This window comes from Frigoribacterium sp. RIT-PI-h (genome assembly GCF_001297205.1).
In the GTDB taxonomy this organism is placed as follows: domain Bacteria; phylum Actinomycetota; class Actinomycetes; order Actinomycetales; family Microbacteriaceae; genus Frigoribacterium.
In genome coordinates, this window is record NZ_LHOZ01000060.1 from 19,800 (window position 1) to 36,194 (window position 16,395).

At 66.4% G+C, this 16,395-nt stretch carries 20 protein-coding genes; 7 read left to right on the forward strand and 13 right to left on the reverse strand.

Going from position 1 to position 16,395, the window contains the following annotated elements:
* Positions 1-311 precede the first annotated feature (311 nt).
* Entirely contained in the window at positions 312-1,280 is a 969-nt protein-coding gene (locus AEQ27_RS05900) for a hypothetical protein (RefSeq protein WP_152970197.1), read from the reverse strand.
* Positions 1,281-1,383: 103 nt separating this feature from the next.
* On the opposite strand from AEQ27_RS05900, the gene AEQ27_RS18715 reads away from it, so the two are divergent.
* The gene (locus tag AEQ27_RS18715; protein WP_082059912.1) at positions 1,384-1,659 is read left to right on the forward strand and encodes a helix-turn-helix transcriptional regulator; all 276 of its coding nucleotides are present in this window, start codon (positions 1,384-1,386) and stop codon (positions 1,657-1,659) included.
* 23 nt (positions 1,660-1,682) lie between these two features.
* Here AEQ27_RS18715 and AEQ27_RS17135 read toward each other — a convergent pair whose 3' ends face one another.
* Entirely contained in the window at positions 1,683-2,234 is a 552-nt protein-coding gene (locus tag AEQ27_RS17135) for a hypothetical protein (RefSeq protein ID WP_152970198.1), read from the reverse strand.
* Positions 2,235-2,788: 554 nt separating this feature from the next.
* Positions 2,789-3,304, reverse strand: coding sequence for a hypothetical protein (locus tag AEQ27_RS05910; protein ID WP_152970199.1), 516 nt, complete (start codon positions 3,302-3,304; stop codon positions 2,789-2,791).
* 468 nt (positions 3,305-3,772) lie between these two features.
* Here AEQ27_RS05910 and AEQ27_RS05915 point away from each other — a divergent pair, with 468 nt between their 5' ends.
* Positions 3,773-4,318: a uracil-DNA glycosylase gene (locus AEQ27_RS05915; protein ID WP_043594580.1), complete on the forward strand. Its 546-nt coding sequence runs from the start codon at positions 3,773-3,775 to the stop codon at positions 4,316-4,318.
* Here AEQ27_RS05915 and AEQ27_RS05920 read toward each other — a convergent pair whose 3' ends face one another.
* On the reverse strand, positions 4,319-5,227 hold the full coding sequence (locus tag AEQ27_RS05920; RefSeq protein WP_159825012.1) for a LysR family transcriptional regulator: 909 nt from the start codon (positions 5,225-5,227) through the stop codon (positions 4,319-4,321). It lies immediately after the preceding gene.
* A gap of 69 nt (positions 5,228-5,296) precedes the next feature.
* Between AEQ27_RS05920 and AEQ27_RS05925 the strand changes: the two genes are divergently transcribed.
* Positions 5,297-6,445 carry a TDT family transporter gene (locus AEQ27_RS05925; RefSeq protein WP_043594582.1) on the forward strand — a complete coding sequence of 383 codons (1,149 nt, stop codon included), beginning with the start codon at positions 5,297-5,299 and terminating at the stop codon, positions 6,443-6,445.
* A 32-nt stretch (positions 6,446-6,477) separates the two neighbouring features.
* On the opposite strand, the gene AEQ27_RS05930 is transcribed toward AEQ27_RS05925, so the two are convergent.
* The 3 genes from AEQ27_RS05930 to AEQ27_RS05940 form a co-directional block, all read right to left on the reverse strand.
* A complete protein-coding gene (locus tag AEQ27_RS05930; protein ID WP_054145818.1) occupies positions 6,478-6,921 on the reverse strand; it encodes a hypothetical protein in 444 nt (147 codons plus the stop codon).
* A gap of 193 nt (positions 6,922-7,114) precedes the next feature.
* Complete coding sequence (locus tag AEQ27_RS05935; RefSeq protein WP_043594583.1) at positions 7,115-7,429, reverse strand: hypothetical protein; 315 nt, start codon at positions 7,427-7,429, stop codon at positions 7,115-7,117.
* Between the two features lie 44 nt (positions 7,430-7,473).
* Positions 7,474-8,469: an arsenic resistance protein gene (locus AEQ27_RS05940; RefSeq protein ID WP_043594585.1), complete on the reverse strand. Its 996-nt coding sequence runs from the start codon at positions 8,467-8,469 to the stop codon at positions 7,474-7,476.
* Positions 8,470-8,525: 56 nt separating this feature from the next.
* Between AEQ27_RS05940 and AEQ27_RS05945 the strand changes: the two genes are divergently transcribed.
* Entirely contained in the window at positions 8,526-8,966 is a 441-nt protein-coding gene (locus tag AEQ27_RS05945) for a MerR family DNA-binding transcriptional regulator (protein ID WP_197073513.1), read from the forward strand.
* On the opposite strand, the gene AEQ27_RS05950 is transcribed toward AEQ27_RS05945, so the two are convergent.
* Genes AEQ27_RS05950 through arsB form a run of 5 tightly spaced genes read right to left on the reverse strand, consistent with a single transcriptional unit; the run spans position 8,963 to position 13,031 of the window.
* On the reverse strand, positions 8,963-9,457 hold the full coding sequence (locus AEQ27_RS05950) for a GNAT family N-acetyltransferase (protein WP_043594688.1): 495 nt from the start codon (positions 9,455-9,457) through the stop codon (positions 8,963-8,965). The two genes, AEQ27_RS05945 and AEQ27_RS05950, sit on opposite strands and share 4 nt — an antisense overlap.
* A gap of 17 nt (positions 9,458-9,474) precedes the next feature.
* Positions 9,475-10,818 carry an NAD(P)-binding domain-containing protein gene (locus tag AEQ27_RS05955; RefSeq protein WP_043594589.1) on the reverse strand — a complete coding sequence of 448 codons (1,344 nt, stop codon included), beginning with the start codon at positions 10,816-10,818 and terminating at the stop codon, positions 9,475-9,477.
* Positions 10,815-11,486 carry an arsenate reductase ArsC gene (locus AEQ27_RS05960; protein ID WP_043594591.1) on the reverse strand — a complete coding sequence of 224 codons (672 nt, stop codon included), beginning with the start codon at positions 11,484-11,486 and terminating at the stop codon, positions 10,815-10,817. The genes AEQ27_RS05955 and AEQ27_RS05960 overlap by 4 nt, the downstream gene beginning before the upstream one ends.
* A gap of 25 nt (positions 11,487-11,511) precedes the next feature.
* The gene (locus AEQ27_RS05965; protein WP_054145819.1) at positions 11,512-11,922 is read right to left on the reverse strand and encodes an arsenate reductase ArsC; all 411 of its coding nucleotides are present in this window, start codon (positions 11,920-11,922) and stop codon (positions 11,512-11,514) included.
* A 23-nt stretch (positions 11,923-11,945) separates the two neighbouring features.
* The gene (gene arsB, locus AEQ27_RS05970) at positions 11,946-13,031 is read right to left on the reverse strand and encodes an ACR3 family arsenite efflux transporter (RefSeq protein WP_054145820.1); all 1,086 of its coding nucleotides are present in this window, start codon (positions 13,029-13,031) and stop codon (positions 11,946-11,948) included.
* Between the two features lie 85 nt (positions 13,032-13,116).
* Here arsB and AEQ27_RS05975 point away from each other — a divergent pair, with 85 nt between their 5' ends.
* The 3 genes from AEQ27_RS05975 to AEQ27_RS05980 all read left to right on the forward strand — a co-directional run bounded on the left by AEQ27_RS05975 (position 13,117) and on the right by AEQ27_RS05980 (position 14,874).
* Positions 13,117-13,467: a metalloregulator ArsR/SmtB family transcription factor gene (locus AEQ27_RS05975; protein ID WP_043594596.1), complete on the forward strand. Its 351-nt coding sequence runs from the start codon at positions 13,117-13,119 to the stop codon at positions 13,465-13,467.
* Positions 13,468-13,574: 107 nt separating this feature from the next.
* A complete protein-coding gene (locus AEQ27_RS16475) occupies positions 13,575-14,222 on the forward strand; it encodes a Panacea domain-containing protein (protein WP_082059913.1) in 648 nt (215 codons plus the stop codon).
* A gap of 52 nt (positions 14,223-14,274) precedes the next feature.
* Entirely contained in the window at positions 14,275-14,874 is a 600-nt protein-coding gene (locus AEQ27_RS05980; protein ID WP_152970200.1) for a hypothetical protein, read from the forward strand.
* Between the two features lie 30 nt (positions 14,875-14,904).
* On the opposite strand, the gene AEQ27_RS16480 is transcribed toward AEQ27_RS05980, so the two are convergent.
* Positions 14,905-15,999: a CHAT domain-containing protein gene (locus tag AEQ27_RS16480; RefSeq protein ID WP_055811506.1), complete on the reverse strand. Its 1,095-nt coding sequence runs from the start codon at positions 15,997-15,999 to the stop codon at positions 14,905-14,907.
* Between the last annotated feature and the right edge of the window lie 396 nt (positions 16,000-16,395).

The following is a 16,395-nucleotide window of genomic DNA, read 5'->3' on the forward strand; positions in this document are numbered from 1 at the left end:
CGGTGTCGTTCTCGTCAGGCCAGCTCGACCAGTGGGGCGCTGCTCGCATTCAGCATCGCCTGGCGTGCAGCATCCGAGTCGAGATAGCGAGACAATTCCGCTCTGTCGGGACGTACGCGGCTGCCTCTGGGCAGAGTCCTGAGCGGCTGGGGCGTCTGCTTAGGGGTGAGGTCGTGATGCGTCTGGAAGACGTGGCAAATGCCCGTCGCCATTTGGGCGTCTGAGGGAACCTGGCCGACGCGGGAAGTGATCGTCTTGTCCCTATACGGGCGTCATGGCCGCAGCCTCGGCTCGCGCCGGGGTGGTAACCATCAGCGAAGTGAGTACCGCCGGGGGTCGTCGTCCGCTCTGGCGACGTAAGGCAAGAGCCGGTCGAGCGCTTCGGCTGACTGCAAGCCGGCGACCTCCAACAACAGGTCGAGGGGCGTCCCCCGCCGGAGGTGTTCCACGATCCAGGTCGCTCGCATGCGTCGGGACTGCAGCTCGACCGCAGGGCGTGGATTCCGGCTGACGAAGTCCGTGACGAGATTGATGTTCCCGCCTCGCTGCCCGCTCCGGAATGCCCACCGGGAGGCTGCCTTGGACGCCGTTCGGCGCTGCAGGAAGGGGGCCCACTGAGCAAGAACCGGGACGTTTCTCGCCTCGTCACCCGACACGCGCACCGCGACGCCCCGACTATCTGACGTGATGTTCACGAGTTCTAGATCGATGATCTCCCGCCCCGTCAGTCCTGCCCCGAGTCCGAGCGCGAGGAGCGCGCCGGCGCTGGTCGTCCGTTCCTCGTCGTGCTGGCTACTGGCCCACGACAACAACGACGCCACCTCGCTCGGGGTGTACGGACGTGACGCCTCAGCCTTGCCCAGGGCCCGGAATGTACCCGCAGCTTCGTCGCCCAGGAGCGCCTCCGACGTGCGTCTCAACCGAGCGCGCAGGGTGTTCTTTCCTGCCCTGCTGTACTGCCCGAGGTGATGCTGCACGAAGCGGTTGATGAACCTCGGGTCGAAGACGTTGTCATCTTCGAGGGGAACGTTAGCTACCGCCCAGGCGAACAGGGCGAGACGGGAAACGGCCGGGTAGAGCTCCTTCTCGGAGTACGGCGTTCTGGGGGCCGTGTCGCGGACGACGCGCCGCACGTAAGGGCGGATGGCGGCCCACTGATCAGCAGGCATCTTCGGCGTGTAGTCGTAATGAGCCGCAGCCAGCACCTCGGGCTCCCTCTCGGCCATGCGCTTCATTACCTCGAGCTGCCGTTCGCGGCGTTCGTCAGCTTCATCGCTCACCGGCGCTCATCTCCAAGCTCGAAAGTGGTCATTACAATGACCAATTTGTGATACGTTCGACGGGGCGGCCGTGCGCGCGAGCTGGCGCGCCTAGCCTTGCGGCATGGGTAGAACAGCGCGTGCGAAACCAGCCGCGCTGGCCCCGTCCCCGTGGCCAGACGTTCGCTCGGACGACCCGATCGGGGAAGTGGCTCGCAGATTCGCGCAGAACCTTCGTCAGGCCGTCGGCAGTCGCAGCATCCGGTCGGTAGCCGAAGCTTCAGGTGTCACCCATACGACTCTGCTCAGCGTCCTGGCGGGCCAGGTGTGGCCGGACCTCGAAACGATCGCGAAGCTCGAGCGGGGGCTCGGCGTTTCCCTTTGGCCGCGCCACAGCTGATCGTTCCAACGTGACGGTCTTGGTCATGTCGATTCATCAGGCCTTTGCCCGCCCCCGGGGTCTGTCTGCGGCGAGGGTCTGTCGGGAATGTCCACCATGGTCACCTCGTCGGCCCTGGGGATTGGTGCGAACCGTTGCTGGTTGGCAGTGGGAAGTTCGTCGAGCCAGACTGCTCCTCGCTCTACCAGCCGGGCTCGAAGTGACGTTCCGGTGATGTTCTCTGCGGCGTCAGTGACCGGAGTTGCCTCGAGTTGGAACTCACCGAGCCTGAGGCATAGCTCGAGATAGGTCAGATAGGTCTGTCGCACATGGGCCAAGAGCTCGTCGGGGGCATCTTCGGTACTCGTCTCGCGGAGCACATCTGACGTCGGCGCCCAGCTGATCGACGCCTCGTGCTCATCTATGGCTGCTGTGAGGCCCGAGAGTGGGCCGGCAGGGTGAGCTCTCCATGTGACGCTGCTGCTTGGTTGGGCTATGAGCGAGTCGCTCAGGTCCAGGAAAAGCCCTTGAATCGTGATGATGCCGAAGGCCTTGCGCTGCCCCGAGGTCGGCTTCGCTTGTTTGCTTGCATCCATGGTCATTACTATTACCACCATCCATGCGGAGGGTCCAGGATCACAAGAAGTTAGAAGGTGGCGGAGTGGCCGAGGGCGAGCAGACTGCAGGGCAATACACGATTGTCGGATTAGGCGCGAGCCCGCCGAGCGTGGTCGTCTGGAGAGCGGATGTCTCGCGCGTGGCTCAAGATTGGCGACTTGCCGGAGTCGATCTGGGAATGAGGGATGGGAGGCCTTTCGGGTCTCTCCACTTCGAGGAGGTCAACGGATCGCGCCGCGCTCGGGTCGCTGTCCGGTGGGACCACGTGTACGACCAGTTGCAGTGCTTCGTCACGGATCGGAGCTTTGCGGCGGAGGGGGAGCGCCTCGAGCGAGATGCTCGGCACCGTGTCGGCACGCTGATGGCCGCGTACGCGCAGATCGGGCTTGCAATCACCGCTGGAGCTGTCGCAGAAGGCTCATTGAGGGCCGCTTCGAACCTCGTGCCGATTGGTCCGAGGCATCCCGGTTGATTGCCACTCGGGGTGGCGCGGTTAGCCCAGAACCTTTCGAAGAGCATCGGCCCAAGGTGGTCACTCCTCGTAGTCGACCGCGCCTTCGATGACGAGAAACAGCATGAATAGCTGATCTGCGAGCACTGCCAGGTCGTAAGCGACGTCTTCCACCTGTGCCACGGTGAATGTGCGATCCACGGTCCCCTTGGCCTTGACCCGGCTCGCCGAAGCTGGTCCTTTTCCCGGTGTTGTCCACGCGCCGTGCAGCAGGTGATTCCGGCTCTCCATCGCAACTTTCGAGTCGGCGGACAGTCGCGTGAACATGTCGCGTACCTGCCCCTGGAAGCGGTGCAGCTTCACGAGCTTCGCGCCCAATTCGAGCAGGCCGCTGAAGGAGACGCCACGGGTCACCACAATTCCTATGTCATTTGTCTCGCGGTCATCGTCGCTGACGAGGGCCATGACGGCGAACGCTAGCGTGCGCTCCAGTCGAGCAGACCAGTACGCGACCTCGCCCATCGCGACTAGGTGCTCTCGATCAAGGCCGGTGGCGCGTACTCGGGCTCGGTGTTCGGGAGAGGGGCGCTCGCTCATGCATCAGATCCGAGGGAGGTAGCCCCGATGCTAACGGGCTGACAGTCAACGGCTTGACTGGCGATAGGCGCCCAGGACCTGACCGGGTGGTTCGGCTTCTTCAAGGCCCCGCCCGCGCTTTTCTGCATCAGCCGGGCCGACCCTCCAAGATCCGCCTGGGCGTCACGCGGGGCTGTGAGGTAGGAAGCGTCGATCGGCGAACAGGCGCTCCTAGGGAGGGGTGACGATGTCATGTCGGCAGTGTCACATAGTGCCCCGTCACCGGAACCTGTCTCGGACCACCTATCTGAGACGGTTAGATCCGCGCAGCCCCAAGGGGGTGGTCGAGGCTGGCGATCGTCCGGCTAACGATCCCCCACTGGATCACTTGCTGTGGGGCGAGCGCACTCGGAGAGGACGCCGTCGTGGTCGTTCCGTGTCGTCGGTGAGCGTGGGCGGAAACGGTCCCTAACGTCGTAGCGTCTAGGGATGCAGCAGCCCAGGGGCCTCGATCAGCTCGTATCGGAATGGCGGAGCTCCGGACCAGGACGTGCGCGCTTCGTGCCGGGCTTCGACCCATCAGGTGGAGGAGCAGCGGCGACAGTTCTCGTGCTGATGGAATCACCCGGTCCTGCCACGATCAAGCAGGGCGAGGACGCGATCAGCAGTGAGGACAACCCGGGGCCGACGGCGTCTGCGTTCAGGCGAGCACGGATCGAGTCGGGTCTGGGCAGGAACGTCTACCTGCGATGGAACATCGTCCCGTGGGCCCTTGGTCGGGCGCCGACCGTCACCGATCTCGACGAGGCACGCCCTGCCCTGGCTCAGCTGCTCGTTTCTCTGCCGCAGCTGCGGGCGATCGTGACCTTCGGCACTCCGGCCCTGACGGGCGTGATGAGGTACTTCACCCTGGAACCGCGTGCGAGGGTCGTGCCCGTGCTCGCGGCACCCCATCTGTCGCCGGCGAACGCCACCCGCGCCGGCGAGAAGCACCTGCGGGCCGTCACGGCCCTACGGCACGCTTCGCTTCTCTGATCATCTCGGCGAGGAGTCGGGGCTGTGCTGCGACGCGGCGATCACGGCCAGGAGATCCTGCGCCCCGGCGCTCAGACCGGCCGACCACACGGCGCGGAACGGGCGCCTCAGGTCGACGGCTGCCGGGACGGTGACGAGGCGCCCGGCACGGAGGTCGTCCTCGACCAGCAACGAGCTGATGACTCCCGGACCCACACCGCCGGCGATGGCCGCCCGGATGGCGCCCGTCGACGACAACTGCGCAGCGGGTTCTGCCATCAGGGCAGGGTCGATCCCCAGGGCGAGCTCGAGGGTCCGGCGGGTGCCCGAGCCCGACTCCCGAGACACGAGCGGTGTGGATGCGAGATCCGCTGCCGTCACGGGTTCGGACTTCGATGCCCATGCGTGCCTCGGCGAGACGACGACGAGCAGTTCGTCGACACCCAGGACGGTCGTGGCGAGCCCGTCGGCCTCATCAGGGGTCTCCGTGAACCCGAGGTGCGCGCGCCCCGAACGGACCTCGTCAACGACCCAGTCGCTGTTGCCCGATTCCAGGCGTACCCGGACACGATCCGCTGCCGCTGTCATCCAGCGTGGCATCAGCGCCTCTGACACCGTCTGACTCGCCGCGACGAGGAGAGCGTCGGAGGCGCCGGTCATCAGGGTGTGCAGCGATCGTTCGAAGGTGGTCGCCGCCTCGAGCAGGGGTCGGCCCCACTCGCACACCAGGAGTCCGTGCTCGGTCAGCGCCGAGCCCGCCCGAGAGCGGACGAGCAACGTACGACCCAGCCGCCGCTCGGCGCCCGTGATGCGAGACGACGCCGCCTGCTGGCTGATGCCCACCGATGTCGCGGCCCGGCCCAGACTGCCCGATCTCGAGATCGCCTCCAGCAGTCGGAGCGTCTCGAGATCAACAGGGAGTCCGGTCACAAGGATCGATTGTGACACCACAAGCATCCGCCCGTATCGGCAGCCGGACGCACGTACGAAGATCGAGGCATGCCTGCCGCGATCACACCGACTGTCGCCCCTCCCCGCACGCACGGTCTGTTCCGCCAGCTCGAGCACCGCGGGCAGATCGTGTCGAACCTGACCCCGAACTGGTTCGCGTCGATCATGGGGACCGGCATCGTCGCCAACGCCGCGGCGACCCTGCCGTTGCAGTTCCCGGGGCTGCGCCCTGCCGCGACCATCGTCTGGGCACTGGCCAGCGTGTTGTTGGTCGCTCTCAGCACGGCGACCGTCATGCACTGGGTGCGTTACCGAGCCACCGCGCGGGGGCATCGACTCAATCCGGTGATGGCGCACTTCTACGGGGCACCGCCCATGGCGCTGCTGACCGTCGGCGCGGGCACCCTGCTCTTGGGCAGAGACGTCCTCGGTACGCCCCTGGCGGTCGGCATCGACTGGGTGTTGTGGACCATCGGTACGGTGCTCGGCCTCGTCAGCGCGATCGCGGTCCCGTACCTGACGTTCACCCGGCACGACACGGCCCCCGACAGTGCGTTCGGCGGCTGGCTCATGCCCGTGGTTCCCCCGATGGTGTCTGCCTCGACCGGTGCGCTGCTGCTGCCCTTCCTGCCCGCGGGGCAGGCCAGGCAGAATATGCTCTGGGGGTGCTACGCGATGTTCGGGTTGTCGTTGCTGGCGTCGATCGTGATCATCACGCTGATCTGGTCACGCCTGGCCCAGCACAAGATCGGCCCGGCCGGCATGGTCCCGACCCTCTGGATCGTCCTCGGCCCCCTGGGGCAGTCGATCACCGCGGCCAACCTGCTCGGTGGCAACGCCCACCTCGCCGTCGACCAGGGAACCTCGCACGCCCTGTTCGTCTTCGGGCTCGTCTACGGTGTGCCCACTCTGGGATTCGCCCTGATGTGGGCGGCACTGGCATCGGCCATCACCCGCCGCACCATCCGCCAGGGGCTCCCGTTCTCACTCACCTGGTGGTCGTTCACCTTCCCCGTCGGCACCTGCGTGACAGGCCTGAACGGTCTGGCCCTGCACACGGGACTCGTCGCGCTGCAGGTACTGGCGGTCGTGTTCTACATCGGGCTCGTCGGGGCCTGGGTCACGGTCGCCGTGCGCACCTTCCACGGCAGCGTCATACGCGGAACGCTCCTCGCGCCTCCCCGTCCCCTGCCCTGACCGCGGACGACGAGGGTGCGTGGGGGAGTGGCTCAGATCGAACAGGCGTCGTTCCAGTCACGGCGATAGGCCTCGGGGTCACTGACGTCGACGATGGCCGAGGCGGCGCCCTTGGGCTCGTCACGCGACCGGTAGCTCTCGAACGCCACCGCACTGCGGTCGTTGCTCGCCGGATCACGCACCCCGGAGGCTTCGACCCACAGAGTCCAGTTCCACCGCGTCCGGACGCCAGGCTGCAACGCGCCTTCGCCGACGACCAACAGCACGTCCGTGCCGGCGGGTGAAGACTCGAAGTCTGCGCCCGTGAATGATCGGACCGACGACGTGAGGCCTCTCGCGCTGATCTCCCGAGCTAACTGACTGCCCATGTCCGAGAGATGCTCGCCAGCATCGCCATCCACAGCCACGATGCCTCCACCGGACGGAAGCTGACTCAGCATCTCGGAAACCAAGTCATGGATGACGGTGTTGCTCATGATGCTTTCTCCTGCTCACTCGTTCGTCGAAACGGAAAAGGGAGTCGGCGGCCGCCGACTGATGCGGCTGCACGAAGCGGTCGCGAACCTGATGCAACCACGAGCATGCGCCGACGTTCAGCCCTGTAGAAGCGCGTGCTTGGAGCGCCCGATAGGGGATCGTCTATCGGACACCTGCGAACTGGTGGACGCGCTAATGGTCCGTGCTCTGAAACGACGAGATGGCTTCCTGAAGCTGAGCCAGCGACGGAGAACCTGCAAGACCATCGGGAGTGAGGTAGACGCGGCAGGCCAAACCAGGAGGCGCGTCCGGGGCCGGGAAGAGCGGGGTGCCGTCGATGAGCAGCGTTGGCGAGCCTCGGAAGTCCAACGCTTCTGCGTCGGCCTGCGTTTCAACGCGCTGCTCGATCACGGTGAAGTCATTCCGATCTGCCTTAATGACGGCCAGACGCTCGGCTGTGGTTTCCCAGTTCGGGCACCCGTCGAAGTACTGCAAGGTGATTTGCATCTCTCGACGCTAAACGCTGGCGAGGGCCGGTGGCCTATCTCGGACTACTTGCCAGTTTTCGTGACGGGATGGGCCTTTGTGGTTTGACTGCTCACGAGGCGGGGGATGAGTCGGACGAAGATCACCATGCCCATGAGTTCGACGAGCGTCTGGGTCACGACAACGACCGGGGCAAGCGACAGTGACGCCGGCAGGGCCAGCGCGAGCGGCAAGACCACGAGCGAGTTCCTGGTCGCGCCGCTGAACACCAGGGCCCGGGTTGCTGGCACGTCGAGTCGGAAGGTGCGAGCAATGCCGATTCCGATCGCCGCCATGACGACGAGGAACCCGGCGTAGATCGGCACCAGCACGAGCAACTGCCCCAAGGAGTCCCCAACAGCTCCCGCTTGGGAGGCCACGACGGTGAACAGGGTCGCCATCATCAGCGGCACCATCACGCCCAGCATCGTCCGCTCGATCACGACACCGGATCGGTGTCGCCGGGCGAGTGCCTGCACGAGCGCGGCCGCGGTGAGCGGGACAGCGATCAGGAGAAGGAAGGCCCGGGCGAAGGGGCCGACCTCGACCACGGCGACGCCCTCGGGGCCGATGAACACCAGCAGGTACAGCGGCAGGAGGAGGATCTGCGCCAGCATCAGCAGCGGTGCAGCGGCGAGGAGCCGTTCCGACGCGCCGCCAGCAAGGCCGGCGAACACGATCACGTAGTCGATGCACGGGGTCAGCAGCACCAGCAGCACCCCGAACAGCAGCGCCGGCTCGTCCGCAACAAACCGGGACAGCCCGTACGCGACGACCGGGACGACGGCGAAGTTCAGCACCCCGACCGCGGCGAGGAACCGTCCGTCGCGGAGGGACTTCCCGATCGCGGCGAACGGGACCCCGAGGAACGTCGCGAACAGCAGGAGCGCGAGCACGGGCTCGATCGCTGCCTCTAGGTGGTTTGCTCCCGGCACGGTGAGGCCGACGACGCCGGCAGCCAGGATCGCCGCCAGGTAGAGGCCTATCTGCCGGTGTTCGAGCCAGGAGACGACCGCGTTCACGGCTGGACTGGTGTGGAGGAGGAAGGCACGTCAGTGACCGTAGAGGTTCGAGCCGCTTGAAGGTCAAGTGGCACCGGCGGCTCTATGGTCGCGGTGTGCGAATCTCCGAGGTCAGCAAGCGCAGCGGCGTCCCCGCCACGGCGCTCCGCTACTACGAGTCCATCGGGCTCTTGACTGCTGCCAGGACCTTGAACGGGTACCGGGATTACAGCCCGGACGTTCTCAGTCGGCTCGACCTGATCGAGGCCAGCAAGGAACTCGGGCTGCCTCTTGATCAGATCGGCGTGCACCTCAGCACCATGGAGTCGACGTCCTGCACCGATGTCCGCGAAGCCTTACGGCCGCTCCTGGCCGAGCAGGTGCGTCAGATCGAGGAGAAGCAGGCCCGCCTCGACCAGCTCCGATCGCGTCTCTCGCGCGCCGAGCACGACCTGGCCGAATGCCCTGACCGGTCTGAGCGGTGCTCGACCGAGTGCGTCTTCCGCACCAGCGCCTAGGAAGGGTCGGTGGGTGAGCGTCGTTCGATCAGAACGGTGTCGCGCCACACGCCGGCATAAGGGCCTGCTTCGGAGCGCGCGATCCGTTCCCGCGTCCCGATCCGGCGGAACCCCGCCCTGTCGTGGAGGGCCAGGCTCGCCCCGTTCTCGGGGAAGATCGACGACTGAACGGTCCAGATGTCCGAAGCATCCACCGAGTCGAGGAACGCACTCAGCAACTCCCATCCAATGCCACGTCCTCGCGCCGCGGCGGTGACGTAGACGGAGTGCTCGACGACACCTGCATACGCTGGCCTGGCCGACGTCGCAGACGCCGCCACCCAGCCGAGCACGGCGCCCGCGGTGTCGTCGACCGCGACGAACCGGTGCGCGGCGAGCTTGCCTGCATCGAACGCGTCCCAGGTCGGGGTGCGGGTCTCGAAGGTGGCGTTACCGGTGTCGATACCCTCCTGGTAGATCTGCTCGATGGCGGGCCAGTCGTCCGGGGCCATGGCCCGGACGGTGACGCTCACGAGCAGCACCCACCTGCTGCCGGCCCGTCGACGGCGCACCCGGAGGCGTCCGGGAGGTTCGTCGAGCAGACACCCGTCTCGGGGAGTTCGAGCTGCACGAGGCGGGCGGCTTCGTGATTGCCAGCGAGTTCGTCCGCGATGGAACGCACCTGCTCGTAGCCGGTGAGCAGCAGGAACGTCGGGGCACGGCCGTACGACTTCATGCCGGCGATGTAGAAGTTCGGCTCCGGGTGCCCGAGCTCTGCGACCCCGTGCGGGTAGACCGTGCCGCAGGAATGCAGGTTTGGGTCGATCAGCGGTGCGAGCTGCCGAGGTGCTTCGACGATCTCGTCCAGGGATACCCGGATCTCACGGAGCATGTCGAGGTCAGGGCGGAACCCGGTCGCGTTCACCACCACGTCCGCGGCGACCGTCAGGGGCTCACCGCGGCGACGCCCGACGAGCTGCACGCCGTCAGCGGTCTTGGTGACGTCGTCGACCTCGAACCGGTCGACCAGGGCGATCGCGCCGGCACGGACGAGGTCGCGGACGGCGCTGCCGAGGTCACCACGGCCTTCGAGCTGGTCGGCTGCTGACCCGTAGACCCGGGCGGGGGTGCTGCTGCGGATCGCCCACGTGATCGTCGTCCCGGGGGCGTCCTTGGCGAGGGTGGCGAGCTTGAGGAGGGTGTTCGCCGCCGAGTGGCCAGCGCCGACGACGACCGTGTGCCGGCCAGCGAACCGTTCCCGGTCGCGGCCGAGGACGTCGGGCAGGGCGTGGCTGATGCTGCCGGCGACGTCGTCGCCGTGGGAAAGGCCGACCCCGGAGGAGGTGAGGGTGTTGGGGGTCGTGTAGGTGCCTGAGGTGTCGATGACGGCGCGGGCGAGTTCGTCGCGCACCTCGCCGTCGTGGTCGAGGCGCAGCAGAAACGGCGTCTCGGCCCGCCCGGTGGAGCGGGTGCGGTCCATGCCCTGCCGGGACACTGCGGCGACCCGGTGCCCGTACCGGATGCGGCCGGACAGCTCAGGGGTCGCGGCGAGGGGTTCGAGGTAGTCGCGGACGAAGTCGGCACCGTAGGGGAGCTTCTTCGCTGCCGGGGCCTCCCAGTCGGTGGTGTCGAGGAGGCGTGCGGCGGCCGGGTCGACGAGGTGCTCCCACGGGGTGAACAGGCGCGTGTGACCCCACGCGCGGACCGCCGTCGCGGCACTCGGGCCGGCTTCGTAGATCACGACGTCGACGCCGCGTTCGAGGAGCTGCGCGGCAGCAGCGAGGCCAACAGGGCCGGCGCCGATGACGGCGACGGGGAGCCCGGCGAGGGTCGGTGCGTCGGTGCGGGGCGGGACAGAGAGGGTGAGGCTCATGCGGGGAGACCCTTCGATTCGATGCCGAGTTCGGCCAGGAGCGATTCGACGAGCTTGCGAACGTCGTCGCGGATGAGGCGCACCTGCTCGAGGGGGAGCCCGGCGGGGTCGGTGAGGTGCCAGTCGCGGTAGGTCTTGCTGGGGTAGATCGGGCACGCGTCGCCGCAGCCCATCGTGATCACGACGTCGGCTGCCTGCACGACGTCGTCTGTCAGCGGCTTCGGGAACGCCTCGTCAAGGTCGAGGCCCAGCTCTCGCATCGCTTCCGCGACGACGGGGTGGAGGTCTCGGGCGGGCATAGACCCGGCGGAGCGGACGTGGACGGCACCGCCGGAGAGGACGTTGGTGAACACGGCTGCCATCTGGGACCGGCCGGCGTTCTGCTCGCAGACGAACAGCACCTCCGGCACCGTCCGCTCGATCGCCCCGGTGGCCTGCCCGAGAGCAGTCAGCCGGTCGATCGCGAACCGGGTCGCATTGGTGGTCAGGTGCGCCCGGACTTGCGCTGTGCGAAGGAGAGCCGTGTAGGACTCGAGCACGTACCGCTCGATCGTCTCCGGTCCGAAGATGCCCTCGAACCGGGTGGCGAGGTCGCCCGCGGCACGCTTGAGTGCGTCCTCGGGGAAGGCAAGGCCCGGCAGGCCGCGCCTCGTGGTCAGGTCCGTCATCGTCGTTTCCTCACAGCTCAGGGGGTTAGGCGGTCGCGGGTGCGATCTCGGCCAGGAGGGCCTGGATGCGGCCCTTGATGTCGTCGCGGATGGGGCGGACGTCCTCGATGCCGCGGCCAGCGGGGTCGGTCAGCTCCCAGTCCTCGTAGCGCTTGCCGGGGAAGATCGGGCACGCGTCGCCGCAGCCCATCGTGATCACGACGTCGCTGTCCCGGACGGCCTCGGTGGTGAGGACCTTGGGCTGGTTCCCGGCGATATCGATGCCTTCCTCGGCCATGGCCTGGATCGCGATCGGGTTGATCTGGTCCTTGGGCTCGCTGCCGGCGGAGAGGACGTCGACGCGGTCGCCGGCCAGGGCCTGCATGTAGCCGGCGGCCATCTGGGAGCGGCCGGCGTTGTGGACGCAGACGAACAGGACGGAGGGCTTGGTGCTCATGACGGGTTCCTTCGGGTGAGGGGTTAGACCCGTTCAGCGATGCGCGCTGCCGGGGTGGGGGAGGGGAACAGGCGTGGCCGGAGCCACAGGGACAGGGACACCAGCGCCACGAGCGCCGGGACCTCGATCAGGGGGCCGACGATGCCGGCGAGGGCTTGGCCGGAGGTGGCCCCGAACGTGCCGACCGCGACCGCGATCGCCAGCTCGAAGTTGTTCCCCGCGGCTGTGAACGCCAGCGTCGCCGTCCGCTCGTAGGCCAGGCCGATGGCCCGTCCGGTGAAGAACGCGACGAGGAACGTGACGGCGAAGTACACCAGCAGCGGGACGGCGATGCGGACGACGTCGAGGGGTCGGTCGACGACCTGCTGTCCCTGGAGGGCGAAGAGCATCACGATCGTGAACAGCAGCCCGTAGAGGGCGAAGGGGCCGATCTTCGGCAGGAAGCGTGTCTCGTACCAGGTGCGTCCCTTGGTCGCTTCCCCGATGCGGCGGGACAGGTAGCCGGCGAGGAGGGGGATGCCGAGGAAAACCAGGACGCTGAGGGTGATCGACCAGATGCTGAACGACGCGCTCGTGACCGGGAGCCCGAGCCAGGCGGGGGGGATCTGGAGGTAGAACCAGCCGAGGCCGGCGAACGCGACGACCTGGAACACCGAGTTCAGGGCGACGAGGAACGCGGCAGCTTCTCGGTCGCCGCAGGCGAGGTCGTTCCAGATCAGCACCATGGCGATGCACCGGGCGAGGCCCACGATGATCAGCCCCGTGCGGTACTCCGGCAGATCCGGCAGGAACACCCATGCCAGGGCGAACATCAGAGCAGGGCCGACGACCCAGTTCATCACCAACGACGACACCAGGAGGCGTCGGTCGCCGGCTATGGCGCGGGTGTCGGAGTAGCGGACCTTCGCCAGCACCGGGTACATCATCACCAGCAGCCCGACCGCGATCGGGACGCTCACCTGCCCCACCTGGAACGAGTGCAGCAGCTCACCGAAAGCCGGCACGAACACCGCCAGCAGCAGCCCCACGCCCATGGCGGCGAGAATCCACACGGGGAGGAAGCGGTCAGCGGTCCCGAGCCGGGCAGGCGCGGTGGTGGTGGTCGTCATGCAGCTCCGTAGATCGATGAGTGTCGATGTGTTGAGCCTGCCCCAACCCATCGACGACTGTCAATCTGTGTGGAAGAGTGTTCACATGCCCGTTGCCGAACTCCTGCCCCTCACGGACGTGACCGCGTGCTGCGCACCGCTGGCCCGCGAGGCGATGGACGCGGAGAACGCCGAGAAGCTGGCCCGCAGCCTCAAAGCCATCGCGGACCCGGCCCGGCTCCGGCTCATCTCGATGGTTGCCGCGCACGACGGGGCCGAGGCGTGCGTGTGTGACCTCACCGAACCTCTCGGGCTCAGCCAGCCGACTGTGTCGCACCACCTGAAGGTGCTCGTCGACGCCGGCATCCTCACTCGCGACAAGCGCGGGATCTGGGCGTACTACGCGCTCGTCCCTGGGGCCCTCGATTCCCTCGGCAAGCTCCTTGTAACGGCCTGAGTTCTGCTGCGTTTTCCCTCGTCTCTTGGCTGGCGCATGCACTCAAGATGCCGCATGGCTTACAGCTGGAGGGAATCAACATCGCGTAGTGTGAGTTGATCTCGTTGATGGGAATCATGACGAATGGGGGGTTGACCGTGGAGCGAACCGTTGCTGCTGCATCGATTGCGTCACGTCTGCTCGTCGCCGCGAACCACGATGGTCGAAGTCTCACCAACCTGCAACTGCAAAAGCTCGTCTTCCTTGTTCAGAGCAAGGGGCTGTCAGAGCGACATGCGCCGACGTTCCGAGAGCCGGTTCAGGCCTGGAAAAACGGCCCCGTGGTCAAGCCTCTCTACGGCTTGTACAAGGAGTACCACGATCAGCCAATAGCTCACATCGACACCTCAGCCATCAGCGTTGAGGAGTTGCGTGAGGAAGTCATCGATGACGTCGAAGACGTGTGGTCGCTTTTTGGAGATATGACTGGGGGCGCGCTCTGGGCACTGACCCATGAGCCGGGCCGAGTGTGGGACAAGCATTACCGCGAGGGTTCGCTGAACATTGAACTGCCTCAGCCGGAGATCGGAAGCGACTGGGCCGCGTACCGGCGGGTAGCGGAGCTTCGCAAGGCTGGGCGGTTGCGGGCCTCCGAACATGCCGCGATTGAGCATCCGTCGCTCGGCACTGCTCAATTTGCTACGACATCTGGTCCCGCCTACGAGGCAGCAAAGTCACGATTCCGCCTTTCGCGGCCCGTTAGGCGTGCCAACTGACGCAGGGACGGGATCGCCAGCTAGGGCTTCACGCCTTGTAGTCATCCTGGACGTGAACGTCTACCTCGACGCCGCCCGAGTCGTCGGCGCGCCGTTCACCTGGGAGCGGCTCGAAGCAGCAGGGGTCCGGGCGCGAGCCGATGGAGTTCCGCACCGTAGGGATCCGGGACTTGACAGCGTGTTGACCATCCTCGCCTGCGCGGGCGGCCAGCACGCAGACGGGCGCAGCCTGAGTGTCTGGACGAGCGACCACATCAACCTCATGGTCGCATCTAAGGCTGCCCATCCCACATCGGGCGTCGGGAACCCAGGTCTTGGATGGCTAGACGCCGATGCCCAGACCTTGCTCGAGGACCTCGTTTGGGAAGTCGTCATTCGCTCGGAGGGTGACACGGTGGGTGAGATCGTGAGCGCCTACGGGGACCCGCCGCTCGATCATGAAGATGGGACGGTGTACGCAACCGCCCGGGATGCCGACGATCCTGATGATGGCTACGTCGACCGCGTGTGCATCACTCGTGACACCGGCTTCCTCAACGCTTCACTCCCAGGCCTGATCCAGGTTGTTTCGCCCAGCACGTGGATCCTGGAATACCAGGCTGAAGAGCGGAAGCGAGCTATGCGTCGTCTTAGCGCCGCCCGTCCGCGTTGAACCTCACCATTCCTTCTGGCTTTGTCGGACTCAAGAATCCGAAGGTAGTTCGGACAGCACAAGGCGAGCTTCGTAGGGGTTGTAGCCCACAGCGGCATACAGCTGCGGGAGATCATGATCAGGCAGCCCCATCATCTCGAGAGCTGTTTTGGCGAGATCGTGCGAAGCGCCGATGGACTGTCCGTCCGCGATGGACGCATAGAAGCGCGCCGCGTAGTTGATCGCATCAGAATCTCCGATCGAATCGGAATGACCGATAGCAAAGGCCGCAATGCCTTCTGTGAGGCGACGAGCCTGTTCCGCGGTCTTGCACGCATTCAGGACGACGAGAAGGGGAGTTTCGTCGACAGCTTGTAGAGCACGGCCAAGTAGCCGGCCGGACATCGCGCGGCCGTCATTGTGGGCGTCGACATCCTCTTCGAAGACGATGACGTCCTCGTTGCCGTGGCCGGAGAAGTGGACGACGTGAGGGGTGCCCTGCGTGAGACCGTTCAAGAGGTCCTCACCCGTCGCAGCCGGCCGGACGTCTAGCCGAACCTGATCGCGACCAGACGCGAACCGAACTGCATCCTGGATTTGCTTTTGCTCGCGTCCGACACGGAGGTCATCTCGGCCTGACGAGGTGAGGACGAGGATGCGGAGGCGCTCTTTCTTCGGCTGTCGAAGTTCGGCTATCGCTCTCTCGTGCACGTCGAAGCGCATCGCCGTCTCGTCGCGCAGACGGCCCGTCTCAGCTCTGGCTGCCGTCACTTGCTGAGCTCGTTGCCGTTCTAGGGCTGTGTCGGTCTGCTCACGCTTCCGCTCCGACGCCTTCTGTTCCGACCTCTCGGCGGTTGACAGCTGCTTTTGTAAAGCCACTTCCTCAACCAGGTACTTGCTCGCCTTGGTCTGCCAAGCGGCGGCGTCCTTGCCAGCGGCATTGGCGTCCTGCTCGTACCTGTCCGCGTCCCGCGATCGTGACTTTCGCGTCGAGTCGTTGCTCGTCTTGGATGCCGCAGCCCGAGCCTTCGTTGCATCGGCGCGCTTGGCGTTCTCCTTCGTTCGCGCTGCCGACGCCTTCTTCTCGGCATCGGCCTTTTGTGCGCGCTTCCGCTCGAGTTGAGACCGAATCGTCGAGCTGCTCATGGGACGAGGTTAAGGGAACGGCCCGACTCTCGAACGCGAAAGCGTCCGAGAGGCCGCACGGCGCGGTGACCTCGGTGCGCCCCCTGCGTCCGCGCATGGGGTGCTCATGCTCGAGGATCCCCCACTGGGCCGCGGGGCGGCCCGCCACCGCCCAGGTCAACTCGTCAACCATCTGGCGCCGTGGGGAGGCTTGCCCGATCGCAGGCGCGGCCACGGCAAGTCCAGTGCGCTTACGAGGTTGAGGGAGCCCGCAGGGGAAATCGCAGCGACGCTCGGGGGAAATTCAGCTTCAGTCGGGTGTCCAAGGCCCGACTCCGCGGCGATTCAGGGGTTGTGCAAACAACCCGCCAGAAAAGAGCCCCGAGAACCCCTTCTTTGCAGGGATTCCGGGGCTCT